General features: G+C 60.7%; 16 protein-coding genes. 6 read left to right on the forward strand and 10 right to left on the reverse strand.

Going from position 1 to position 24,741, the window contains the following annotated elements; all coding sequences use genetic code 11:
• Positions 1-29: 29 nt before the first annotated feature.
• The 6 genes from J4E00_RS13735 (at position 30) to J4E00_RS13760 (ending at position 10,377) form a co-directional block, all read left to right on the forward strand.
• Positions 30-1,235, forward strand: a complete 1,206-nt coding sequence (locus J4E00_RS13735) for a glycoside hydrolase family 88 protein (protein ID WP_208175745.1) — start codon at positions 30-32, stop codon at positions 1,233-1,235.
• Positions 1,196-2,056, forward strand: coding sequence for an SDR family oxidoreductase (locus J4E00_RS13740; protein ID WP_208175746.1), 861 nt, complete (start codon positions 1,196-1,198; stop codon positions 2,054-2,056). The genes J4E00_RS13735 and J4E00_RS13740 overlap by 40 nt, the downstream gene beginning before the upstream one ends.
• Positions 2,057-2,217: 161 nt before the next feature.
• Entirely contained in the window at positions 2,218-4,938 is a 2,721-nt protein-coding gene (locus tag J4E00_RS13745; RefSeq protein WP_317196624.1) for a glycoside hydrolase family 2 TIM barrel-domain containing protein, read from the forward strand.
• A 151-nt stretch (positions 4,939-5,089) separates the two neighbouring features.
• The gene (locus J4E00_RS13750; RefSeq protein WP_208175748.1) at positions 5,090-7,549 is read left to right on the forward strand and encodes a glycoside hydrolase family 2 protein; all 2,460 of its coding nucleotides are present in this window, start codon (positions 5,090-5,092) and stop codon (positions 7,547-7,549) included.
• A gap of 344 nt (positions 7,550-7,893) precedes the next feature.
• Positions 7,894-9,057, forward strand: a complete 1,164-nt coding sequence (locus J4E00_RS13755; protein WP_208175749.1) for an alginate lyase family protein — start codon at positions 7,894-7,896, stop codon at positions 9,055-9,057.
• Between the two features lie 138 nt (positions 9,058-9,195).
• A complete protein-coding gene (locus J4E00_RS13760; protein ID WP_208175750.1) occupies positions 9,196-10,377 on the forward strand; it encodes an alginate lyase family protein in 1,182 nt (393 codons plus the stop codon).
• Positions 10,378-10,445: 68 nt separating this feature from the next.
• Here the strand turns inward: J4E00_RS13760 and J4E00_RS13765 are convergent, their stop codons facing one another.
• The 10 genes from J4E00_RS13765 to J4E00_RS13810 form a co-directional block, all read right to left on the reverse strand.
• Complete coding sequence (locus J4E00_RS13765) at positions 10,446-11,993, reverse strand: SUMF1/EgtB/PvdO family nonheme iron enzyme (protein WP_208175751.1); 1,548 nt, start codon at positions 11,991-11,993, stop codon at positions 10,446-10,448.
• 6 nt (positions 11,994-11,999) lie between these two features.
• Positions 12,000-12,989 (reverse strand): T9SS type A sorting domain-containing protein, encoded by a 990-nt coding sequence (locus J4E00_RS13770; RefSeq protein ID WP_208175752.1) that lies wholly within the window; start codon positions 12,987-12,989, stop codon positions 12,000-12,002.
• A gap of 615 nt (positions 12,990-13,604) precedes the next feature.
• Entirely contained in the window at positions 13,605-13,835 is a 231-nt protein-coding gene (locus J4E00_RS13775) for a PID-CTERM protein-sorting domain-containing protein (protein ID WP_236049764.1), read from the reverse strand.
• Between the two features lie 91 nt (positions 13,836-13,926).
• Positions 13,927-17,472 carry an endo-1,4-beta-xylanase gene (locus J4E00_RS13780; protein WP_208175753.1) on the reverse strand — a complete coding sequence of 1,182 codons (3,546 nt, stop codon included), beginning with the start codon at positions 17,470-17,472 and terminating at the stop codon, positions 13,927-13,929.
• Positions 17,473-18,139: 667 nt separating this feature from the next.
• A complete protein-coding gene (locus J4E00_RS13785; RefSeq protein WP_208175754.1) occupies positions 18,140-19,156 on the reverse strand; it encodes a zinc-binding alcohol dehydrogenase family protein in 1,017 nt (338 codons plus the stop codon).
• A gap of 158 nt (positions 19,157-19,314) precedes the next feature.
• A complete protein-coding gene (locus tag J4E00_RS13790) occupies positions 19,315-20,103 on the reverse strand; it encodes an SDR family oxidoreductase (RefSeq protein ID WP_208175755.1) in 789 nt (262 codons plus the stop codon).
• Between the two features lie 5 nt (positions 20,104-20,108).
• Positions 20,109-20,945, reverse strand: coding sequence for an amidohydrolase family protein (locus tag J4E00_RS13795; RefSeq protein ID WP_208175756.1), 837 nt, complete (start codon positions 20,943-20,945; stop codon positions 20,109-20,111).
• The gene (locus J4E00_RS13800; RefSeq protein WP_208175757.1) at positions 20,932-21,789 is read right to left on the reverse strand and encodes a fumarylacetoacetate hydrolase family protein; all 858 of its coding nucleotides are present in this window, start codon (positions 21,787-21,789) and stop codon (positions 20,932-20,934) included. Before J4E00_RS13800 ends, J4E00_RS13795 begins: the two co-directional genes overlap by 14 nt.
• Positions 21,790-21,957: 168 nt before the next feature.
• The gene (locus J4E00_RS13805) at positions 21,958-22,722 is read right to left on the reverse strand and encodes an SDR family NAD(P)-dependent oxidoreductase (RefSeq protein WP_208175758.1); all 765 of its coding nucleotides are present in this window, start codon (positions 22,720-22,722) and stop codon (positions 21,958-21,960) included.
• A gap of 140 nt (positions 22,723-22,862) precedes the next feature.
• On the reverse strand, positions 22,863-24,734 hold the full coding sequence (locus J4E00_RS13810; protein WP_208175759.1) for a RagB/SusD family nutrient uptake outer membrane protein: 1,872 nt from the start codon (positions 24,732-24,734) through the stop codon (positions 22,863-22,865).
• Positions 24,735-24,741 lie beyond the last annotated feature (7 nt).

Consider the following 24,741-nt stretch of genomic DNA (forward strand, 5'->3'; position numbering starts at 1 on the left):
CCGATTCTCTGGTCGCGTTTCTACTGCGAATGGCCCTAGCACTACTGTGCTTCGGCATAAGCCTCAGTCCACTTCACGCCCAGAAGAAACAGCCCGCAAAACTGCCATCAGCCAAGCTAGCGGTGCCTGTCGCCACCATAATAGCCCGTGCCGAAGCCCAGTACGCCGCCTACCTGCGCCGCTACCCCGACAGCACCCAGCACCCGCGCAGCACCGAGAGTGATGGCCGCTTGGTGCGCACCACCTCGCGCAACTGGACCAGCGGCTTTTTCGCCGGCAACCTGTGGTACCTGGCGCGCCTGAGCGGGCAGCCGCAGTGGCCGCGCCGCGCCGCCGCCTTCACCGAGACGCTGGATGCCGAGAAGAACGTAACTACCACCCACGACCTTGGCTTCATCCTCAACAACAGCTACGGGCAGGGCTACGCCGTCACGAAAAACCCGCAGTACCGCGCCGTGCTGCTGCAAGCTGCGGCTACGCTGGCCAAACGCTTCAATCCCAAAGTCGGCGCCATTCGCTCCTGGGACCACCACGCCGAGGTATGGTCCTACCCCGTCATTGTGGACAACTTACTGAACCTGGAGCTGCTCTTCGCCGCCTCCCGTCTCACTGGTGATACCACTTACGCCCACACCGCCAAAACCCACGCCGCTACCGATTTAAAATACCGGTTTCGGGCTGATTTCAGCACCTACCATGTGCTAAATTTCGACCCTGCCACTGGCAAATTGCTCACTGCTGTCACCCACCAGGGTTTTGCCGACAACTCCTGCTGGGCGCGGGGACAGGCCTGGGCCATCTACGGCTACACCATGGTGTACCGCGAAACCCATGACCCCCGGTTCTTGACCGCCGCCCAGCACGCCGCCGACTATTTCCTGGCCCAAACCGCCAAAATTCCCGACCGCATTCCCTACTGGGACTTCAACGCGCCCGATATTCCGAAGGCCCCGCGTGATGCCTCGGCCGCCGCTGCCGCTGCTTCCGGCTTGCTGGAGCTGAGCAAGTACGCACCGAAGAAAACCTATTACGCCGCCGCCACGGCCATTCTCACCAGCCTAAGCACGCCCGAATACCTCGCGGCGGCGGGCACCAACAACTACTTCCTGCTGAAGCACAGCACCGGCAACAAGCCGTCCAACTCTGAAATCGACGTCCCCCTCGTCTACGCCGACTATTATTTCCTCGAAGCCCTATGGCGCTATCAGAACTACGCCCAGCTGACCCTCAACTAGCCCCCGCGGCCAACCCTTTTTCCCTCGAAAACAAAGTCATTGTCGTTACCGGCGGCACCGGTATCCTTGGCGATGCCTTCCTGGCCGGCATCGTGGAAGCGGGCGGCACGGTAGGCATCCTGGGCCGCAACGCGGCCGTGGCCGAAGCCCGCGCCGCCGCCATCAACGAGCAGGGCGGCCGAGCCTTGGCGCTGGTGGCCGACGTGCTGAACGAAGGCGAGTTGCGCCTGGCCTGCGACCTCATGCTAAGCACCTTCGGCCGAATCGACGGCCTGGTGAACGCGGCCGGCGGCAACGCCCCCGACGGCGTGCTGGCCCCCGATACCGATGTGTTCAGCATGGACCTCGCCGGCATGCGCCGCGTGATGGACCTCAACGTGTGGGGCACGCTGCTGCCTACCCAGGTTTTCGGTCCTGCCATTGCTGAGTCGGGCGCGGGCAGTATTGTCAACATCTCGTCGATGAACTCAAAGCGCGCCATCACCAAAGTGCTGGGCTACAACATGGGCAAGGCCGCTGTGGACTGCTACAACCAGTGGTTTGCGGTGGAAATGGCCAACCGCTACGGCGACCGCCTGCGCATGAACGCGCTGGCCCCCGGCTTCTTCCTCACCGAGCAAAACCGCAGCCTGCTTACCACCCCCGAAGGCGGCTTCACTCCCCGCGGCGAGCTGGTCATCCGCCAAACGCCCTTCAAGCGCTTCGGCCAGCCCGACGAGCTGAAGGGCGCCCTCGTCTGGCTGCTGAGCGACGCCTCCCGCTTCGTCACCGGCTCCATGATTTGCGTAGATGGCGGCTTTTCCATCTTCGGCGGCGTTTAATTCGGCTAATGATAGAGCCCCGCACCTCACCCCCGACCCCTCTCCCGCGGAGAGGGGAGCTTAGTAATTTCCGTAGTGTGGCCTCTGCGAGTCCGCGCAGAAACGCCCGTACTTCTCCCGAAAAATGCCCTCCATGCGCAGACTTCTACACCCGTGCCACCGTGGCTCTCCTCTCTGCGGGAGAGGGGCCGGGGGTGAGGTTCCGGCGTCTGCTCTTGCTCCTACTCCTCACGCTCCCTGCCGCCGCGCAGGACCGCATCACCCAGTCCATCAACGCCGGCTGGCAGTTTCGAAAAGCCGACGGCACCGACTACGCCCACACTACCGCCGTCACCGGCTGGGGAAAAGTCTCCGTCCCGCACACCTGGAATGCGACCGATGTAAACGACGACGAGCCCGGCTACTACCGTGGCGTAGGGTGGTATAAAAAAACATTGCACATCCCCGCCAACTGGCAAAACCGTCGCGTCTACCTCTTATTTGAGGGCGCGGGCCAGGAGGCCGAAGTGTACGTGAACGGCCAGCTGGCCGGCCGCCACGCCGGCGGCTATACGGCCTTTCAGTTCCCAGTTAGCAAATGGCTGAAATTCGATAAAGCTGCTACCAACGAAGTGGTGGTGAAAGTAGATAACAGCCCAAATCCGGCGCTGCCGCCGCTGTCGGCCGACTTCACGTTCTACGGTGGGCTCTACCGCGACGTGTACCTGGTGGCCGCCAGCCCAGTTCATTTCGACCTCGATAATTATGCGTCCAGCGGCCTGTTTGTGAGCACGCCGGCTGTATCGGCCGAAATAGCTCAGGTGCTAACGCGGGGCACGCTGGTGAACGAATCGGCCAGTAAGCGCCGCCTCACGGTGCTAACGGAACTGACGGACCGCGCCGGCAATGTAGTGGCCCAGCAGCGCAGCGGCCTCACGCTGGCGGCAGGGGAGAAGCGGGAGTTCCGGCAGACGTTTGCCGGGCTGCGCCGGCCGCACCTGTGGTCGCCTACCGACCCGTACCTGTACCACGTCACGGCCACCGTGCGGGAGGCCGGCCCGGCCAGTGCCCCGCCGCTCGATGCCGTGAGCAGCCCGTTGGGCTTGCGCTGGTTCCGCTTCGACGCGGCCACCGGCTTCTATCTGAACGGCCAGCCGCTCAAGCTCATCGGCACCAACCGGCACCAGGACTTTCCCGGCCTCGGCAATGCCCTGCCCGATGCCCTGGCCGAGCGCGACCTGCTGCTGCTGAAACAGATGGGCGGCAACTTCCTGCGCGTGTCGCACTACCCGCAGGACCCCGCCGTGCTCGCGGCCTGCGACCGGCTGGGCATCCTGGCCTCGGTGGAAATCCCGGTTGTGAACGCTATTACCGACTCGGAAGCCTTCTTCCAGAACTGCCGCACTATGCAGACGGAGATGATTCGGCAGGGCTACAACCATCCCAGCGTAATCATCTGGGCCTATATGAACGAAGTGCTGCTGCGCCTGCCCGCCGGCCTCACCAAGGATAACGAAGCTGGTAAAGCCTACCTCGCCCGCGTAGCCGCCCTAGCCCGCGAACTCGACGCCCTGACCCGCCGCGAAGACCCCACCCGCTATACCATGCTGGTGAATCACGGTGCGTTCGACCTCTACCAGCAGGCCGGCCTGCTCAACATTTCCCAACTCATTGGCTGGAACCTCTACGCCGGCTGGTACTCGGGTGGCTTCCAGGGTTTTCCCGATTTCCTGGACCGCCACCGCCGCGAACTGCCCGATAAGCCCCTGTTAGTAACCGAATTCGGGGCCGACGCCGATGCCCGGCTGCATTCCTTCCAGCCGCTGCGCTTTGATAAAACGACCGAGTACGCCAACCGCTACCACCAGTTCTACCTGAAAGCCATTCAGGAACGACCCTTTGTGGCCGGTGCTACCGTCTGGAACCTGGCCGAGTTCAACTCCGAAGGTCGGCAAGAGGCTGTGCCACACATCAACAACAAAAGCCTGCTCACCGCCGACCGCCAGCCCAAAGATGCCTACCTGTTCTACCAGGCCCACCTGCTGCGCACGCCCTTCGTTCGCATTGGCTCCCGCGCCTGGACACTGCGCGCCGGCCTCGCCGCTGGCCCCGATTCGCTATACTGCAACCAGCCGGTGGAAGTGTACACCAACCAGCCCAGCGCCGAACTGCTGCTGAACGGCAAGTCGCTGGGCACGCATCCGGCCGAGTTCGGCATAGCCCGCTTCACGGTGCCCTTCAGCGCGGGGCTAAACCAGCTTACGGCCCGCGCCGGTACTGCGCCGGCCGATAACGTGGAGGTGCAATTTCAGCTGCTGCCCACCAAGCTAGATACCGAAAAGCTGCCTTTCACCGAGCTCAACGTGAGCCTCGGCGACCAGCGCATTTTCACCGATGCCAAGCTAAACCAGGTGTGGCTGCCCGAGCAGGCCTACGCGCCCGGCGGCTGGGGCTACGTGGGTGGCCACCCCTACAAGCTGCCCGGCGACCGCCTGCCCTACGGCTCCGACCGCAACATTCTCGGCACCGAATACGACGCCCTCTACGAAACCCAGCGCGTGGGCCTGACCCAGTTCCGCCTCGACGTTCCGGCCGGCCAGTACGAAGTCACCCTGCACTTCGCCGAGCTCGAAGCCGTGCCCGCCGCCGAGCAATTGGCCTACAACCTCGCCAAACCCGACGCCATCGCCGCTACTGCCAAATCCACCCGCCGCTTCAGCGTCGTTCTCAACGGCCTGCCGGTTCTATCCGATTTAGGCCCCGAAAACGGCCTGCCGCCGCTGGAAGCCGTCAGCTTCAAGTTCCCGGTGAACGTACGGAAAGGGCAGGGCATCACGCTCGATTTCAGCGCTACCGCTGACGAGGCGGTGCTGAATGGCATTCAGGTGAAGCGGGTGGAATAACCTCACGTGACCCCTTCGGGGCAGGCCCCTCTCCCGCGGAGAGGGGAGCTTGACGATTATTGACGGCTGCGCCGTGGCTCCCCTCTCCGCGGGAGAGGGGCCGGGGGTGAGGTCCCGCCGTTCGCGCTGCCCGATAAATCCGCAACCAACCATGATAAAACCCGCTTACTTCTTCGTAATACTGCTTTTAGCGCTCACTCGGCCTGCTGTCGCGCAGCAGCAAACCCGCCTGAATACCGGCTGGGAGTTCGTGCGCCAGGACCTGGGCGGGGTGTGGGAAGCCGTGCGCCCGGTGACGGCAGGCAACCCCGAAAGTGTGCCACTCTGGGAGCCCGTGAGCTTGCCGCACTGCTTCAACGCCCGCGATGCCGCAGACCCCGATGTGAATTACTACCAGGGTCCCGGTTGGTACCGCACCCAACTCAGCATCACAAACCCTTACGCCAACGGCCGCACGTTGCTGCACTTCGAGGGGGCCGGCCAGAAAACCCGCGTTTTCATATACACCACCGAAGTGGGTAGCCACGTCGGGGGCTACGACGAATGGACCGTGGACATTACTCAGGCCGTGGCCGACTTCCAGAAAACTGACGCGTTCAAAACCCAGTTCAAAGGCAAAGTCCCGTTGTCTATTCGTTGCGATAACTCGCGGGATTTGGAGATGATGCCCTCCGATTTGTCGGATTTCAACGTCTACGGCGGCCTCTACCGCTACCTCAATCTGCGCTACGAGCCGGCTGTGTCCCTGGAGCGCCTGGCCGCGAAAGCTGAAGTAGACCCAGCCGGCAAGCTGGGCCTGCTGACGCTGAAAGGTGTTTTCCGCGAACCGCTGCCTGCTGGCAGTGCTCAGGTGAGCGTGCGGCTGCTTGATTCGCGGGGCCAGCTGGTGGCCAAGTCTCAGGCTTCCATCACCATCAAATCCGGTGAGCTGGACCTGGGCAGTTTCAAAGTGAAGACGCCGCGCCGTTGGTCGCCGGAGCACCCGGACTTATACACGGTGGAGGTGGTCGTGACGGCTGCTGACCAGCGGTTCGAGCAAACCGAAAAAGTCGGCTTCCGCAACATTGAGTTTGTGGAGCATGGCCCGTTTCTGCTGAATGGGCAGCGCCTGCTGCTGCGCGGAACCCACCGCCACGAGGACCACGCCGGCGTGGCCGCCGCCATGACCGAGCCCCAGATTCGGCAGGAAATGCGGCTGATGAAGAGCATGGGCGTCAACTTCATCCGCCTGGGCCACTACCAGCAGTCGCGCATCGTGCTGAACCTCTGCGATTCGCTGGGCATTGTGGTGTGGGAGGAAATTCCCTGGTGCCGGGGCGGGCTGGGCGGTGAGGTGTACCAGGCGCAGGGACGCCGTATGCTCACCAACATGGTGCAGCAGCATTACAACCATCCCGCCGTCATCATCTGGGGTCTGGGCAATGAGAACGACTGGCCCGGCGACTTCCCGGAGTTCGACAAGGAGAAAATTCGAACCTACATGAAGTCGCTCAACGACCTGGCGCACCAACTCGACCCCGCCCGTTATACCGCCATCCGGCGCTGCGACTTCTGCAAAGACATTCCCGATGTGTACTCGCCATCCATCTGGGCCGGCTGGTACCGGGGCATCTACACCGATTATAAGCAGGTAACGGAGCAGGAATTTAAATCCGTGAAGCGCTTCCTGCACGTGGAATGGGGCGGCGACAGCCACGCCGGCCGCCACTCCGAAAACCCTGACAACGCCCTCGCCAAAATAACCCACGGCCAGGGTGCCGACGAGCGAGCCGGCGACGCCAGCTTGTTCGGGGGCAGCGCCCGCGTGTCGAAGGATGGCGACTGGAGCGAAAGCTACCTCTGTAACCTCGTCGACTGGCACCTGAAAGAGCAGGAAACCATGCCCTGGCTGAGCGGCACCGCCTACTGGCCCTTCAAAGATTTTAGCACGCCCGTACGCCCCGACAACCCCATTCCCTACATGAACCAAAAGGGCGTGGTAGAGCGCGATTTCACACCCAAAGAGGCCTTCTACGTCTTTCAATCCTACTGGACCACCGCGCCGATGGTGCATATCTACGGTCACTCCTGGCCCGTGCGCTGGGGCGCAGCCGGCGAGCAAAAGATGGTGAAAGTGTACTCAAATGCGGCTGAGGTCGAGCTGTTTGTGAACGGCAAAAGCCAGGGCGTGAAAAAGCGCGACAGCCAGGACTTTCCCGCCGCCGGCCTGCGCTGGCTGGTACAGTTGAACGAAGGCGAAAATACCTTCCTCGCTGTAGCCCGCCAGGGCAAAACCACCGTGCAGGACCAGATAACCCAGCGCTACCAAACTGCCCAATGGGGCAAGCCCGCCAAGCTAATCCTCACCAAAACCGGCGAAGCCAACGGACTCGCTACCATCGAAGTGAAGCTGCTCGACGCCCAAGGCGTGCCGTGCTTGGATGCGGTCAACTGGGTGCGTTTCGGCCTCGTCGGCGACGGCGTGCTGCTCGATGACTTGGGCACCAGCAGCGGCTCGCGCAAGGTGCAGGCCTACAACGGCCGCGCTATCATCCGGGTGCTCACCAACAAGCTGCACAGCGTCGCCAGCGTCGCCTCGGAGGGGATGGAAACGGTGTTTTTGAGTTTATAAGACGCAAAGCGTCACCCCCGGTCCTGTAGACAGAAGGGCCACGGCGGCGCCTGTGACTTGTAGCGTGGACTCTGCGAGTCTGCGCCTGCCAGAACTGTCAGGCTCACCTCTCTTTTGGAGAGGGGCTGGGGGTGAGGTTTTTTATGTTAAAATCGTATATAAATCACTGAATAAGAGCTTGTAAAAGCTCATATTTTCCGCAAACGGTTCCGTAAATAAACACGGGTGAGTGGGTACTTATCGGACCTCGATGACTCTACTTTTATGCTGCTCCCCGACGATGGCCTAACTCCCGGAGCTGCCTGACAATCATCATTTCCATCCTTCAATTCCCACAAAAAGCCATGACGCATTTTATCGCTCTGCCGCGCCTTGCCCGCTTGGGTTTGGCAACTGCCATCGCCCTCCTCAGCGGCTGCCAAAAAGAACAGGCTGCCACGCCCGACACGGCTACTACCAACACCGCCGATTCTACCATTACCACCTTCCGCCACCCCGGCGTGGTGGTAAGCGCCGCCAGCCTGAACCTGGTGGCCAGCCAAGCCAACTCCGGCGATGCTACCCGCACGGCTGGCTACAATAAGGTCACCGATTATATGAACCAGTACTCGGTGCCAACCAGTTTCCCCTCAGTGGTATACGTGGTGGGCAGCGGCGGCAGTCCCACCGAAGACCAGATTCGGCGCGACTGCATTCTGGCCTACGCCTGCGCCCTGCGTTGGGTGAAAACCGGCAGCAGCACCTACGCCAACCAGGCCAAGCAGATTCTGAACGGCTACTCCTACAACTTCCAGCGCTATTCCACCTCGCCTAAGCCCGACGGCAGCCCCACCGAGTTCCGTCAAACCTACTTAGAAGCCGCCTGGGTGGCGCCCACCTTCGTGGCGGCCGGCGAAATCATCCGCTACTATCAGGTGAATGGTACTGGCGCGGGCTGGTCGTCCACCGACGTGGCCAAGTTCTCGGACTTCCTCAACAACCTGAAAAACAACTACGTCAACAACGTGCCCGGAGCCATCAACGACACCAACAACTGGCAGGCCTCGTACTGCTACGCCAAAATGGCGCTGGGCGTGTGGTTCAACAGCACGGCGGTGTACGACTCGGGTTACGACTACCTGCTGCAAATTATGCCCCAGCTGGTGTATTCCGACGGGGCCATTAAGGAACTGCGCGACCGCGACTGCGTTCACCCGCAATACACCCTCACGGCCATGACCTACGCCGCCGAAACCGCTCGCATCCAGGGCAACAATGCCCTCTACGAAGCCAACGGCCAGCTCATCAAGAACGGCTGGAACAAGTTCGAAGACGCCGAAGCCGGAAGCTATTCCCGCAACTGCAGCGGCAGCCAGATTTTTCCTGGCATCGAAACGGCCTACAACTACTACGGCACCAGCAAGCTAGCCTCCCTGCGCGACCGCCAGGACCCCTACGGCGTGTCAGGCGACAAGACCTTCCTGGGCTTCACTTCCTTCACGCACCGCAGCATCGGCACCGTGCGCTAGCGTAGCGCGGACTCTGCGAGTCCGCGCCCAAACGAACAACCCCGCCAACGCACGGACTCGCAAAGTCCGCGCTACAGCACGCCCTGCGGCGGTGAAGCCGCAGGGCGTGTTTCGGCGTTTTAGCTCGCTTTCAATGCCATGATATATCAGATTCTCACGCTACTCCTGGTCCTGCTCGTAACTGCCCCCGCCCGCCCCACCGCTCCGCCGCCCGCCGACAAACTCCGGCAGGAAGCCATGCGCACCTTGCGGCCCTACGTGCTGAAGGAAGCCGCCTGGGCCTTGCAGCAGGCGCCCGTAACGGTTACGGCCAGTACCTCGGCGCGCAGCGCGGGTGGCCCGCACGATTTCTTCTCCGAAGGCGACTACTGGTGGCCCGACCCGCAGAACCCGAGCGGCCCCTACATCCAGAAAGATGGCCTCACCAACCCCGATAACTTCACGGCTCACCGCCTGGCCATGATTCGCTTCAGCCGCATTGTGGGCGCGCTGGCTTCGGCCTATAAGCTAACGAAGGATGAGAAGTACGTGCGCCATGCGCTGGTGCATTTGCGGGCCTGGTTCACGGACCCGCAAACGCTGATGAATCCTTCGCTGCTCTATGCGCAGGCCATTTCGGGTAAGTTCACCGGGCGCGGCATTGGCATCATCGATACCATTCAGCTGATGGAAGTGGCTCAAGGGGTGCTGGCGATGCAGGCGGCCAAAAGCTTCAGCAAGGACGATTTGGCGGGTATCAAAAGCTGGTTTAGCGAGTACCTGACCTGGCTCACCACGCACCCCAATGCCAAGGAGGAGATGAATGCGGCTAACAACCACGGCACCTGCTGGACCATGCAGGTGGCCGCCTTCGCCCGCCTCACCGCCAACGAGGAACTGCTGGCTCTGTGCCGCACCCGTTACAAAACCGTGCATCTGCCCACCCAAATGGCCCCCGACGGCAGCTTTCCCCTCGAAACCAAGCGCACCAAACCCTACGGCTATTCCTTGTTCAACCTCGATGCCATGACCACGCTCTGCCAGGTCCTGAGCACACCCACCGACAACCTGTGGGCCTACCAAACCACCGACGGCCGCAGCATCCGGAAAGGCATCGAATTCCTATACCCCTTTGTGCAACATAAAAATGCCTGGCCCTTCCCCAAAGATGTGATGCACTGGGAAAACTGGCCCGTGGCGCAGCCCTTCCTGGTGTTCGGCGCGGTGCAGTTTGGCAACCAAGCCTGGCTTAGCACCTGGCAAAAGCTGGACCACGCGCCCGAGGTGCCCGAAGTGGTGCGCAACCTGCCGGTGCGCAATCCGCTCATCTGGCTGGATTGAGGGAATATGTCTTTTTAGATAATGCCAGAACCGTTTCGCATTTGGTTAAGAAAAGAGACGCAGGGGCTCTATGGCTGGCGCACACCTCTGCACCCATAGCCTCGGTACGCAAAACGGTTTGGAGGCCCAGAGGGAGAACCGGGAGCAATAGGGTCTTGTAAGATGGAAGTAACCGCAGCTTGGTAGCTGTCGACAAAGCTGCCGCCCTTCATACCAATGCCTGCTACGTATTCTTTGAGAACTTCCCCCGTGGTGTTGGCACTGGTTACGGTGTTTTTCACCCCCGGCCAGCTGTTCTGGTTAGCCCGGCCTTCGGTTATCGATAAGATGCCATCGCCGACATTGCCTCTAAAGCTTCTGCCGGCTGCATTGCTGGTTGTTACACAATACTCCCACAGGTTGCCGCTCAGGTCCATTACGCCGTAGTAGCTGCCGCCGGAGCGTTTCCTGTCGGAGGTGGCATCGGCGGCATAGCCACTGCGCAGCGGTGCCAGAATGGTCCCATCGGAGGTGTTAATGTAGTTGGTAGTTGACGTCCGTACTTGGCTTTCCGCACTGGTGTAGGCGCTGGCTATTGCGCCAGTGGGCGGAATAATGTAGGTGCCGGTAGCAAAGCGGGGGTACACCTGGACGTCAGGGCCGTTGGCAGCTTTTTCATACTCCAGCTCGGTCAGGGGCCGCAGGCAGGCCCAGTCCAGAAAAGCGGCCGCATCGCTCCAGTACAAGGAACCGCAGGCCGTCCACTCGCCATCGTTTGCTTCATTCCAGTTGGCTGCACTTGTGTTCGCATTGTTGTTCGCGTCAGCCCCCACGTATCCGACGTTGATGCTACTGCTTCTTACTTTCAGGTTGTTTCTTACGCCTGTCGGAAAGAGCTTGGTACCGATGGTCAGGTAGTTTGTGCCGGTCAGGTCCGAACGCTCTTTCAGGAAGTCGGAATTGTTGTAGCTAATGGAATTCAAAAAATCTCGATAGCCTGCCTGCGACAGTTCGTACTTCATGATGTAATACGCATTGTAGCCGGTAGGAAAGCTGGAGTTTAAAGTGCCGGTGCCCCGCGGGTCCCACAGCTGGCCGGGAGCATTGCCCATTGCGGGAGGAAAGGCACTATTGATTAGCAAGGGTGCAAGGCTGCTGCCATCGCCGTAGTTGTAGGCCCCGATGCTGTTATTATAGCCTGCCCAAAAAGGCCCTTGCGGAATATAGACCATTTCCAGCGCAAACGCTTTGACATCAAAGGAGCCCGCCTTTTGCTCTACCCCGATGCTTATGGATGAGCTGGCGATGCTACCGGAACCATCGGTACTGCGGTAAACAAACGCGCCGGCTTTATCGGAGGCAATATCAACGGTCAGGCCGCTGGGAGCCGTGACGTTGTTTCCCGTCATTTTCAGCGGCTGCCAGATGTTGTTGTCGTCGTAATATTTTATGAATACCCACACGGCATCGTAGTTGTTGGCCGGGCCGCCGCGCCAGCTATTTTCCCAGCTGATGTTGAGGTTCACGGTTGTTGTGCTGCCGGCAACGGTCGTCGTTACCCCGGTAATCTGCACGTTATTGGCCCGGCCAATGAGCGCAGTACACAGCAAGGCCAGTAAGGAGAAAAACCTTTTCATTTTCAATTATTTACTGATGATGATTCGTTGAGTGTAGACAACTTTATCAGCAGCCATAAGCTGCAGGAAATAAAGCCCATCGACAAAAGCCGACACCGAAATCTGCTGGCGGTCCGAGGTCATTTTTTGTAGCAGCAGCACTTTGCCGGTCACATCGACCAAGCGGATATAAGCCCCGCCAGTGGCAGGTAATGCTGTGGCTGTAATCGTCACCACATCCTGGGCTGGATTGGGGAAAACAGCGTATTCAATTTTGCTGCTGCGGGTTGCCTGCAGCACTACCACGCCGGAATAGGTGGCCGCGCCGTTTATATCCACCGAGCGCAGCCGGTAGTAGGCATAAGCAGCCCCAGCTGGCAGCAGTGTATTAACGGCTACATCCGTGTACTGATAGTTTTTAGGGCTGGTGCTTTGGCCGGCAGCTGCGATGCGCTGGATGGGTGCGAAGGTGTTGCCATCAAAGCTGCGTTCAAGCTCAAAATGCGACGTATTCACTTCGGTGGCTGTTTGCCAGAGAAGCAGGGCATCGTTCTGCTGCCAGTGGCCGCTAAAATCGGTAAGCGTAACGGGCAGCGGCGTGTCATCTTTCGACTTAAAAGCAATTGCCCAACCATCGTTACCCCCACCCGGGAAAATATTGCGGCCAAGAGGTTGTGCAGGGACTTGACTGCTGTTACTGCCATCGTCGATACCGCCCAGGAAAATGTTGCGGCCGAATGGCTGACCAGTAGTCAGGCTCAGGGCAGCGCCGTCGTCAATCCCGCCTAGGAAGATATTGCGGCCGAATGGCTGGTTCGCAGCCAGGCCGAAGCTAGTGCCGTCGTCGATGCCGCCTAGGAAGATGTTGCGGCCGAACGGCTGACTAGCAGCTAGGCCGAAGCTGGTGCCATCGTCGATACCGCCCAGAAAGATGTTGCGGCCCAGTAACTGGTTGCTGGTTTGGCTAAAATGCGTTCCATCGTCGACACCGCCTCTGAACTGGGCATTGGCAGCCAAAGCGGTGCTTAGTAACAGACATCCCGCCAACGTTTTCCTAAGAATGTCAAGAGGGTTCATCGTTCTCAGTGGCTTATAGTTCGGAAGCTGATTGATAGGGGTTGCAATAAGGGTTAATGCTTAAATTTCAACAAGTTGTGCTCAAGGGCTGCGTGGCTTTGCCTTTTCCGTGAAAAGTCACAGTGTTTATATTTATAAAAACAAATATATTAATAAAATATAAACATGCGGCTAACCATGTTATTCATAGCCTACTAACTGCTCATGGGTGCCATTCGTAAGCCCTTATAAGTAGTATTGGCCACCTGTCATAGGCTGCTTATCATCAGCCGGCTTTGCTGAGTGAGTGCAGCGCTTTGCATCAAGGGAGGCTATAGCAATTTATTTTTGCTGCATTCCCTTAAAAAATATTGCATTAGCCAAGCAGCGGCCAAACGAATACTCTGAAACGGTGCTTCGGCTCGCGTTAGGACCTTGTTGGAGGCTGTTTTCCGGGTACCGTTCAGTCGAGGCACCGCTTCGGGGTATTCGCTCCGCTAATTCAAACAGCTCTAATAATAAAAGCGACGCCCTCGAAATAGAGGGCGTCGCTTGAAAGGGGATAGAAATAGCCAGTTATCGGTGTACCCGTCGGCGCTCACGTAGCCGCTTGATGCCCAGGCCCACGCCAGCGGCCAGCAACAGCGAAGCACCGCCGTCGATTGGGACAGCCGTGGGGTCGACGGTGGGGGTACCTGGGCCGGGCCCGCCACTGCCCGGCTGGGCCACCGCTGCCGTGAACGCGGCCGAAGTCAGCCAGAGCCCGGCGGTAACCAGAGTCAAGCGCTGAAAAGTAGATTTTTTCATCGGAATGGGTGGGAGGAATGGATGATGAGAAGTCCGGCGTAAGTGCCCCAACCCATGTAGCGGCCGGGGCACAGAACGAGCGGAAAAGTGGCTAGTTGATGGTCAGGCGCTTGCTAATGGTGCCGGCAGCCGTTTGGAGCTGCACCGTGTAGATGCCCTGGGCCAAGCTGGGCAACGTGAGCGGACGCACGAGGTCGGCGCTGGCGGCCAGGGTTTGATGCAGCACGGTTTGGCCCAGTGCATTCAGCAGCGACACTTCCAAAACATGCCCGCCCAGGGTGGCTGGCAAGCTGAGCGAGATGCTGCCGCCGTGCGCGGGATTGGGGTACACCGCCACTTGCTGGCTGATGGAAGCCGGCGCCGTGGCCAGCACCCGGTTGGCCGTAATTACCAGGCTAAACCGGCCGGAAGCAGCGTTGCCGGCCGCCAGGTTCACAGTGTAGCCGGTGGGCTGGCTCAGGTCGAACATCGTGCCCGCCTGGGCATCGCGCAGGTAGGCGTAGCGGCCGGCGGGCAGGTTCAGCAGTTCGGTGGCGCGCAGGGTGTAGCGGCCAGCCTGCGGGGCACTCACGCGGAGCGGCACGGTTACATCGGCCGCGGTCAGGTTGGGCAGGCCGTTGATGGACAAGAGGTCCGTGGCACTCAGCTCAGTGGCCAGTACGGGCACATTGCCAACCGTTAGCTTGTAGGCATCGGCGGTAGCATCGAAGTTGTTGGTGGCGTTGCTGCTGAAATAAACCACTGCCTCATCGGCCGCGCCGGAGGTGCCGCGCAGATCAAGGCGCACCAGCGGGTAGGTGGTGCTGCGCTGGAAAACCGGGCTGGCGTAAGGGGTAGCCCGGGCCGCGTTGGTGAAATTGATAGCGCCAGGCGTTGCCGCCGAGGAGGTCCGCACGAAGAAGCCCTGCATGCTGGCCAGCAGATTGGTGCCGCCGTTGGTGCTGGCACCACCGGGTACGTAGCTGGCATATGTGCCCGCGTAGGGCCCGCTGGAGCGGAATACGTACACGGCCGCATCGAGTCCGCTAGTGTTCACTAGGTCCCAGTTGAGTGGGGCAGGGTAGGGGTTACCCAGCAGCTGCCAGCCGCCATCAGGCAGCCCGTTGCGCGTGAGGCCGCCGCGGCTGAGGCTGCCGTTGTTCAGCGACCCCACAAAATCGACCAGTTGCGAGCCGCTCAGGTTCACGGTGTAGCCCTGGCCAGGCCTTAGCACATCGCCGAGCGACGAGGGCGACTCCCAACCGTAGTCAAACGCGCTGGTCGCGGCCGAAGCCGAGGCCGTGAGACGCGTTGGGTTGTAGCTGAATACCGTTGGGAAAGGCGTCACAGTATTGCCCACGGTGTTGTAAGCCGGGTTCACCACCGGCGTGAAAATACTGGTAGCCAGGTCGGCCACGGTGGTGCTGGCCACTGGCGAGCTGTAGTGGCGGTAGCCCAGGCCAGCATTGGCCGAAGGGTCGATGTAGCGCTGCACGGTGGCATTGCCTACCACGCTCCCGCTACTGTTCACCACCATGGCCGTGCCCGTCGCATCGGAAAGCAGCGTGAACGGCTGGCCGTTGGTGGTCAGGTTGCTGTTGAGGGTGAGCACTTGGCGCACCTGGGCGGGCGCACTCAGGCTGGCCGTGGCGGTGGCGCCCACCGTCAGGCTGGGGAAGGTGGACGTCGCCGAACCGCCGATGGTCTGGGAGCCGGTGCCGGCCAGCAGCACATTGCCGGTGCCGGGCAGCGTGCCGCCGTTGTTGGTCAGGTTGCCGGTCATCGCCAGCGTGCTGCCGGCCGTGGTGGTCAGCGAAGAGGCGGTGCCTAGTGTCACGTTCCGGATAGCCTGGGTGCCGCTTACCGAGGGCTGATTGGCCGCGTAGCTAGGGAAGAAAACGTCATCCGTAGCAGCTGGTACCGTATTGGTGGTGGCCGACGATACCGCCGAGTTGTCGGGCGTGTTCGAGCCCGATATCCAGTTGCTGCCGGTGTTCCAAGCGGCGCTGCTGGTGCCGGTCCACATGGGGCCGGTGTAGGTGCTGGCCACGTAGCTGCGCAGCCAGGTCAGGGCCGGGCGCTCGGTGTTGTCGGCATTAGCGATGTTGGCTCCTTGCGCCGTGCGCCAATGGCCCACGCGGTAGCCCCATAGCGTGATACCGCGTACAGCCGGGTTTTCCCAGAACAAGGGAAAAATACGCTGATAGTCAGCTAGCTGCGTCGCGTCATTCAACCCATCCAAGTCAAACTCGGTGATGTAGAGGGGCAGGTTGGTAGCCGCCAGCGTGGCCATATTGCTCTGTATAGAAGCCGTGGAGGTAGGCAGCAGGGAGAAGGAGTGGCCCTGAATGCCTATGCCATCAATAAGGCCGCGGGCCTTCAGCAGATTGGCAATGGTAACGTAGGTAGCCGCACGCGCAGGCTCGTTCTCCACACTGTACTCGTTCAGCATGAGCTTGGCGCGGGGGAAGTACTGGCGGGCCAGTTGGAAGGAGGTAATGACCCAATCCCAGCCGGTGGCGCCACTGCCGCCCAAGGCCCCAATGTAGCCGCCGCAGTCGGCAACGCCCGCCCGCACTACCGGGGGCTGGTGCGTGGGCTCGTTCACCACATCAACGAAATCGATTTTAGGGTAGCGGGCCGCCACAGCCGCAAACCAGTTGTTTATTTCTATCAGCTGGTCGGCCGGCGACAGGCCAACCATCCAGGAGGGCTGTTGCGTCCCCCAGACGAGGGTGTGCATGCGGAAAGGGCCGCCGGTTGTTTGTGCCATGGCGTAGGCCGCGTCCAAATCGGTCCAGTTGAAGGTGCCGCGAGTGGGTTCGGCGCTGCCCCATTTGCCGCCGTTTTCGGCCGTTACGGCGTTCCAGTACACCCCGAAATAGGGGGCCTGCTGCGCGCTATGGGCGCTGCCCAGGTACTTGGGCTTCCCGGTAGCAATGGGCGTGCCGGTGGGAATGAACGTGACCGGCGGCGTCACCGAGCCCTGCTGCCCGGCATCGAGGTTAGCCACCGTGAAATACAGGCCCGATTGGCCAAAAACGAACTTATCGAAGTCCATACCGTCTTCCCGCGCCCCAATCTGAAACGTCTGGGTAAGGTTGCCGGCTGTGACGGTATAGGTGACCAAAGCCGCACCGCCGAAGCTGTATTTCGAGAAATTAATCCACTTCCAAACGCCCGTGCCTGAACCGCCGCCACCGTCCACTACCTGCGTGGCACCGGTGTAGCCGATGTTGTAGATGTTGTTGCTGCTCGTCCAGTCGCTGGCTGTGGTCGGGCTTTTGGCACCGAGGCTGGTGGGCTCAAAAAAGCTGTCGTCGTTGGCGCCATTGGCTCCGATGCGTATGCGGGCGTAGAGGTCGTAAGTCCCGGGCCCGGGAAACGTGACGGTGTAGCTCAGCACCCGCGCATCGGTAGCCGGGAAGGTGCCGCCGCCCACACCAGCATAGGTCGATACGTCGCTCAGGCTGGTGGTGTACGTTACGCCGCTGGCGTTGCGCGTGGCCCAGTCGCCGGTGGTAGCGCCTGCCGCCAGCACCCCGGCCGATATGCCGGATTCGGCCTCAATAGGTACTGGCGCGTTTTGCGCCGCCGCAATAAACTGACTGCCAAATGCAGCGATGAGCGTAAAAAAAGCGCGTTGAAATTCCTTCATAGCGAAGACTTTTTGGGTGGGATAAAAAAGTAAATGGCTGATGAAGCAGGATTTAATCCAACTCATCAGCCATTAAAAGTAAGTACTCACTTAAGACGTTATTGCCTAAAATATCTTCTTAAAAGACTAAAATTCAGTGCAATCGGTTTCGATAGTTGACGGCAACGATTCCGATAGGCACAATGCCAAAATTTTGTTGGTATAGAACAATTGAGCTGCTCAGCCCCTCGGTGCAGCGCTCCAGGCATCCAGCCATCAGCCACGTTTGCGCCAGTTCTGCCTGCGGAGGGATGGGCCCCCACCCCCAAGCCGTTTGATGACCATTATTAGTCGACCTTTCCTGTGGAGCGATTGGACGGACCGTGGTAAAAAGCGTTGCCCTGCGGAACTGGCCGCTGGTGCAAACTGCCGTTGTGCGATAACAACGGACTAATAGTGCATCTCCCGGGTTGTGCAGTTGATAGTAAGCAAAAGCCCGTCATGCCGAGGCGTGACGGGCTTAGAGCCGTTCCGGCATTCATGTGCCGGCCGGGCCGTAGCGCGAACTTTCCCTTCGCATCTTGGAACGACTACCAAGCGGCGCGGGGACACGGACTGAAAGTTCGCGTTACTTGCCAGTGATGCCGAAACCGCTACAGAGCTTAGGGTAAGGAAGATGAACTACTAATTAGTCCAGCTCCACTATGGCTTTGATGACGCCGTTGGTCGGGTCCAGCCACTGCTCAAACTCAGTTTTTACTGCGTCGAAGCGTACGCGGTGCGTGATGTAAGTAGTCGGCTTCACGAAGCCCTGCTTCATGGAATGGATGACGTGCTCGAAGTCCTGGCGGGTGGCGTTGCGGCTGCTCATCAGCGTGGCTTCGCGCTTGTGAAACTCAGGGTGCGAAAAACTGATTTCGCCCTTTTGCAGGCCCACCAGTACAAACCGGCCCCCGTGTGCCAGGTACTGAAAAGCGCCCAGAATAGCCTTCTGGCTGCCTGTCGCGTCAATCACCACCGTCGGCATGTCGCCTTGGGTGATGGCTGCCAGCTGCTCCAGCACATCCGGTGCCAGCGCATTGATGGTGTGCGTCACGCCCAGCTTTTCCTGGCAGAACGCCAAGCGCTGCTCGTTGATGTCGAGGGCAATGACGTGGCCGCCGGCGATGCGCGCAAACTCCATAATGCCCAGCCCAATGGGCCCGGCCCCGATTACCAGCACAAACTCGCCCGGCTGCACGGCGGCGCGTCGCACGCCGTGCGCCCCAATGGCCAGCGGTTCCACCAGCGCCAACTCGTCGTAGCTGAGGCCTTCGCCGTGCAGCAGGAGGTCGGTTCGCACGGTCAGGTATTCGGCCATGCCGCCGTCTACGTGCACGCCGCACACCTGCATGTGGGTGCAGCAGTTGGGCTTGCCGGCGCGGCAAGCCACGCAGTGCCCGCAGTTGAAATACGGGATGAACGTGACGGCCTCGCCCGGGTCAAAGCCAGCGGCACCGCCGGCATCTACCAGCTCTGCAGCCAACTCGTGCCCCAGCACGCGCGGGTAGTTGAAAAACGGCTGGGTGCCCTGAAACGCATGCAAATCGGTGCCGCAGATGCCAATGCGCCGGATGCGCAACAAGGCATGGCCCGGCGCGGGGGTGGGTGCCGGGCGCGTTTCGTAGCTGAAATGACCGGGTTCGGTGCAGACTAGGGTATTCACTGATGAAATGGCAAGGTGATGAGGTAGTGATTGGGCCTATCTGTAATCCTGAGCAGCGCGAACGACCTTAGCACCGGTGAACGACTGGCGGTAATGCAGCTGGTTCAAATGTGGTGAGGGCTTTTGCGCTGCTCAGAACGACAGCTGGGCCTCATTGCTTAAGCGTTTGCCAAAGCGCGGTCGAGGTGGACGTAGCCGCCGTCGATGTGCAGGATTTGGCCGGTGGTGTGGCTGCTGCGGCTGGAGAGGAGGAAGGCCGTGGTGTTGGCAATTTCCTCGGCGGTCGTCATGCGGTTTTCGAGGGGGATTTTGCTGGTGATTTCGCGCAGCTTTTCCTCGGGGTTGGGCAGGGTTTTAATCCAGGTTTCGTAGGCGGGCGTCCAGCATTCGGCCACCATCACGGCATTCACCCGGATGCCGTATTTGAGCAATTCGACGGCCCACTCGCGGGTGAGCGCGTTGCGGCCTCCGTTGGCGGCGGCGTAGGCGGAGGTGTTGCCCTGGCCGGTTTCGGCGGTTTTGGAGGTGATGTTGACGATGGCGCCTTTCGCTTTCTTTAGCTCGGGCAGGGCGTGGTGGGCCATGAGGTAGTAGTGCACCACGTTGCGGTGCAGGCTGGCCATGAAGCCGGCGTAGTCGCCGTTTTCCAGGCCCACGCCGTCGTTCACGCCAGCGTTATTCACCAAGCCGTCGATGCGGCCAAACTGTGCCACCACGGCCTGCACAGCGGCGGCGCAGGCGTCAGGTTCGGCCAGCTCTGCAGCTACTTGCCAGGCTTGCCCGCCGGCGGCCTCGATGGCGGCCACAGCCTGCTGGTTATCGGCGGCATTACGGCCAATAATGACCGGAATAGCTCCTTCCTTTGCCAGCACCTGCGCGATGCCTTCGCCGATGCCCTTGGCCCCGCCGGTAACAATAATGACTTTATCCTGAAGCTGTAAATCCATTTTATTCAGTTAGCAAGGTTGTAGAAGCGCACTGCGTTACCGCCCCAAAAGCGGGCTTGTTCGCCGGTCGAAAGCCGCGCGACGTAGTCGGCCACCAAGGCGTGCGTGCGGCCGTAGCCACCGGCCACGTTGCACACCGGCCAGTCGGAGCCAAACAGGACGCGGTTGGCCCCGAAGGCTTCAAACACAACGTCGAGGTAGGGTCGGAAATCGGCCGGTTGCCAGTGCTGCCAGTCGGCTTCCGTCACCATGCCCGATATTTTGCACAGCACATTTTCGTGCGCGGCCAATGCCTGAAGGTCGCGCCGCCACGGTTCTATTTCGCCCGCTTTGATGAGCGGCTTGGCCAAATGGTCGAGCACGAACGGCTGGGCTGGAAACGCCGCGGCTAGTTCGGCCGCGTAGCTCAGCTGGTCGGGCAGCACCAACAGGTCGTAGGCGAAGCCGTGCTGGTAGAGCGCCGCTACGCCGCGCCGGAACTCGTTTCGCAGCATCAGCGCGCGGTCCGCTTCGCCCTGCAGCACGTGCCGGAAGCCTTTCAGCTTGTCGAAGCGGCTGTAATGGGCTAGGCGCTCGTGAATGTTCTCCGCCTGCAAATCGACCCAGCCCACCACGCCCCTGATGAAGTCGTGCTCCCCGGCCAGCTGAAGCAGCCAGTCGGTTTCGGCTTCGCTTTGGCTGGCCTGCACCGCCACGCAGCCATCCAGGCCGTGCTTCTGCAGGATGGGCGCTAAGTCAGTGGGCAGAAAGTCGCGCTGAATTGCTGCCATGTCGGTTCCAATCCAGGCGTCGCGTACCGGGTCGAACTGCCAGAAATGCTGGTGTGCGTCAATTCTGGCCATACGCTTTCACGGTTTGGCGCGAGGTGCCGAGGCCATCGATGCCCAGTTCCACCACGTCGCCGGGCTGCAGGTACACGGGTGGCTTCATGCCCAGGCCCACGCCGGCGGGCGTGCCCGTCGAGATGATGTCGCCGGGCAGCAGCGTCATGAACTGGCTGAGGTAGGAGATGAGGAAGGGAATCTTGAAAATCAGGTTGGCCGTGGTGCCGTCCTGCATCATCTGGCCGTTCACGCTCAGCCAGAGGCGCAGGTTGTCCACGTCGCCGATTTCATCGGGCGTGGCCATAAACGGGCCTACCGGCGCGAAGGTGTCGCAGCCCTTGCCCTTGTCCCAGGTGCCGCTGCGCTCCAGCTGAAATTCGCGCTCCGATACGTCGTTGTGCAGCGCGTAGCCCGCAATGTACTCGTGCGCATCGGCCTCTTCCACATAGGAGGCTTTCTTGCCGATAACGACGGCCAACTCTACTTCCCAGTCGGTTTTCACCGAGTTTTTAGGAATCACCAAATCATCGAAAGGTCCCACGTAGGCGGTGGTCGATTTCATAAACAGCACCGGCTCGGGTGGGGGCGTGGCCCCGGTTTCGCGGGCGTGGTCGGCATAGTTCAGGCCAATGCACAGGATTTTGGAGGGCCGGGCTACCGGCGGGCCCAGCCGCTCGCCATCGGCGATAAGGGTGAGGCCATTGTCGTCAGCCTGCAGAAAGTCAGCCAGGCGCTGGATGCCGTCGGTGGCAAAAAACGCTTCGTTGTAGTCCTCGCCAAAAGCCGAGACGTCGTAGTTCTGGTCGTTGATGATGACGCCGGGCTTTTCCTGGCCGGGCTGGCCGTAGCGAATGAGTTTCATAGATGAACGGAATAGGTTTAAGCGCCTTGGTTAGGTCGTCATGCAGCGCGTAGCAAAGCATCGTCACCGCTTTGTTGTCGCAGTTGATATGCTTCAGGGTAAAGATGCTTTGCCGCGCGGTGCATCACTGTTATGGAGTGTCCTGTAAGGAATTTGCCCGCGCCTTTTTTAAGTGTTTAGCTTAATGAACCCACCGTCCAGCGGGTAGTCGCAGCCGGTTACGAAGCCGGCTTCGTCCGAGGCCAGGTAGAGGGCCAGGGCGGCCACCTCGTCGGGCTGGCCCATGCGGCCGATGGGCTGGCTCTGGGAGAGCTTCTCAAAGATTTCGTCCTCGCGGCCGGCGTAGTTTTTGGCGATGAAGCCGTCGACGAAAGGCGTGTGCACGCGGGCCGGCGAGATGCTGTTGCAGCGGATATTGGCGCTGAGGTAGTCGCGGGCCACCGAGAGCGTCATGGCGTACACCGCGCCCTTGCTCATGGAGTAGGCCAGGCGGTCGGTGAGGCCCACGTGCGCCGCGATGGAGGCCATGTTCACGATGGCGCCGCCGCCCTGCGCTTTCATCAGCGGCACGGCGGCAAACAGGCAGTTGTAAGCGCCCTTCACGTTCACCTGGTACACGCGCTCGAAGTCAGCCTCCGAGGTCGTTTCCACATTGCCGACGTGCGCAATGCCCGCGTTATTCACCAGCACATCGACCCGGCCAATGGCCTGGAATACGGCCACCACGGCTGCCTGCTGGCTTACATCGGCGGCGTGCACCTGCGCCTGCCCCCCAGCGGCGTGAATATCGGCGGCCGTTTGCTGGCCGGCTTCAGCGCTCAATTCGATGATGTGCACGGTGGCACCCTGCTTGGCAAATAGCAGCGCAATGGCCCGGCCAATGCCGCTGCCGCCACCGGTGATGACGGCCGTTTTTCCGGTTAAACTAAACATAGAAGTGAAAGAAGCGAAGTACAGAAAAGAAGTAGGACCCGGCACGTATGCCGAGGCCTCTACATAACAATTCGCCGCCGTTCAGCTTGAACGGCGGCGAATTGGGGAGCGGGTAAAGCTAGGTATTCAACTCGTTATGCTTACAGCTGTGGGTCGAAAGACCCGCCAGGCCAGCCGTTGGTTTGGGCCAGCTTGGGGTTGTTGTCGATGGCTTGCTGCGGCAGCGCGAAGAAGTAGTATTCCGGCCGCCAGAGAATGCCGCCATTGGTGAAGTTCGCAGGCGTGTCCAGTACTCTCACTAATGGCACGTTAGAGGTAGGCGTGGTGGTGAGCGTGAAATAGTTGGTGTACACGAAATCGAGGTCGAGGTTGTCGCGGTTAGTGGCGAAGTCAGCGGGTACGCCGGTTGTTTTCAGCGTAATGATGAGGCCTTCGCGACGCTTGCCGTTGAGGGTTTCCATCTTCTTCCAGCGCCGCAAGTCCCAGAAGCGCTTGCCTTCGAAAGCCAGCTCAATCTGCCGCTCGTACAGGATGGCGTCGAACATCTGCGCCCGGCTCATGCCGGGTTGCAGGCCGTATTCACCGCCGCCCGACTCAATGCCGGCCCGTGCCCGAATGGCCCGGAGCTGGGTGTACGCCTCGGTGAGGTTGCCCACTCCGCAGGCGGCCTCGGCCAGGTTCAGCAGCACCTCAGCGTAGCGAATCTCAATCCAGTCGGTGCCCACGATGTTCACCGCATTGGCCGGGGCCGTGGGGCTGATGGCTTTGCGCAGGTAGAAGCTGGTGGGTGTGGCGCTGGCAGGCACGGGTTCCACGCTGGTCGCGGTGGTTCCACTAAGTCGCAGGTAGGTCCAGATTTTGTAGTTGTTGTTGCCATTTAGCGGCCAGGTGGCCCCGTTAAAGGCAATGGTCTGGCTAAACCGGGGGTCCCGGTTTTTGTAGAATTGCTGCACCGTGTAGGGATAGCGGGTCGATTCGCCCGGCTTTTTGCCGTCGAGCATCGGGAAGGCCTGCACCAGGTCCCAGGTGGGACGGTTGGAACCCCCGCCAGTGCCGGTGTAGGAAGGCCGGGTGCTGTTATCGTACTGGTTGTTTTTGGCAGGCTGGGTGCCGTTAGCCACGGTGTTGAAGCCCGTTACCATCACGGCCTCCGGGTTGTTGACTTCCTGAAACCACAACTGGGAGTAGGAATTGGCACCAGCCGAGGTAAAGAGGCCGAAGCCGTTGGCGCTCAGTATGGCTTTAGCCTGCTGGCTGGCCGCAAAGGCCTTCTGCCATTTTGTAGCATCATCGCTGGGGTTGAACTGCGGGCTAGCGGCGGTAAGCAAGGCCCGGGCCTTGAAGGCTGCGGCCGCGCCGCTGGTGATGCGGCCCCAGGTGCCGTTGCCCGAATACTTGCCTGGTAAGTAAGCAATGGCCGAGTCGAGGTCGGCGGTAATCTGGTTGAAGCACTCGGTGGTGGTGTTGCGGGGCAGGTAAGCGGCGGCGCGGGCATCCTCGCCTACGGCATCCTGCGGCGTGAGCACCAGCGGTACCCCGCCGTACACGCGCACCAGGTCGAAGTAGCGCCAGGCCCGGAAGAACAGCGCCTCGCCCTTGAGCGCGTTGCGGGGCTGCGCCGGAATGGGCGACTTACTAATGGACCGGATGAACATGTTGATGGTCCGGATTTTCGTGTAGTTGGCGTTGGAGGCGGCGGCGAGGCCGGTGCCAAAGTCCGTCACGGTGTTCTGCTGCACCGTGCCCTGCAGGTAGGGGCTGTCGCCGGCGGCTTCTTCGGACAGAATGCTGGGGTTGGTGGCTCCAATGCCGGTGCCACTCTGGCCGAACCAGCCGGGCAGGTTCTGGTCGTAGATGTAGCTCAGGTTGAGAAAGGCCACCTGCTCGTTTTGGTAAGCCAACTCTTCGCTGGCGGCCGACAGGTCGGTCTTGTCGAGGACGTCTTTGCAGCCCGCCACGGTCAGCACCGAAGCCGAAAGCGCGAGCAGCGTAGCAATGCGGGTAATTTTCATGAGTTCA

This window comes from Hymenobacter negativus (assembly GCF_017571495.1).
GTDB classification, from domain to species: Bacteria; Bacteroidota; Bacteroidia; order Cytophagales; family Hymenobacteraceae; genus Hymenobacter; species Hymenobacter negativus.

Bases quoted from the DNA above. Each gene is read 5' to 3' on its own strand.
- J4E00_RS13795 (WP_208175756.1), bottom strand. From the start codon at position 20,945: ATGGCCAGAATTGACGCACACCAGCATTTCTGGCAGTTCGACCCGGTA.
- J4E00_RS13805 (WP_208175758.1), bottom strand. From the start codon at position 22,722: ATGTTTAGTTTAACCGGAAAAACGGCCGTCATCACCGGTGGCGGCAGC.
- J4E00_RS13755 (WP_208175749.1), top strand. From the start codon at position 7,894: ATGACGCATTTTATCGCTCTGCCGCGCCTTGCCCGCTTGGGTTTGGCA.
- J4E00_RS13740 (WP_208175746.1), top strand. From the start codon at position 1,196: ATGGCGCTATCAGAACTACGCCCAGCTGACCCTCAACTAGCCCCCGCG.
- J4E00_RS13790 (WP_208175755.1), bottom strand. From the start codon at position 20,103: ATGGATTTACAGCTTCAGGATAAAGTCATTATTGTTACCGGCGGGGCC.
- J4E00_RS13765 (WP_208175751.1), bottom strand. From the start codon at position 11,993: ATGAAAAGGTTTTTCTCCTTACTGGCCTTGCTGTGTACTGCGCTCATT.
- J4E00_RS13780 (WP_208175753.1), bottom strand. From the start codon at position 17,472: ATGAAGGAATTTCAACGCGCTTTTTTTACGCTCATCGCTGCATTTGGC.
- J4E00_RS13760 (WP_208175750.1), top strand. From the start codon at position 9,196: ATGATATATCAGATTCTCACGCTACTCCTGGTCCTGCTCGTAACTGCC.
- J4E00_RS13750 (WP_208175748.1), top strand. From the start codon at position 5,090: ATGATAAAACCCGCTTACTTCTTCGTAATACTGCTTTTAGCGCTCACT.
- J4E00_RS13775 (WP_236049764.1), bottom strand. From the start codon at position 13,835: ATGAAAAAATCTACTTTTCAGCGCTTGACTCTGGTTACCGCCGGGCTC.
- J4E00_RS13800 (WP_208175757.1), bottom strand. From the start codon at position 21,789: ATGAAACTCATTCGCTACGGCCAGCCCGGCCAGGAAAAGCCCGGCGTC.
- J4E00_RS13810 (WP_208175759.1), bottom strand. From the start codon at position 24,734: ATGAAAATTACCCGCATTGCTACGCTGCTCGCGCTTTCGGCTTCGGTG.
- J4E00_RS13735 (WP_208175745.1), top strand. From the start codon at position 30: ATGGCCCTAGCACTACTGTGCTTCGGCATAAGCCTCAGTCCACTTCAC.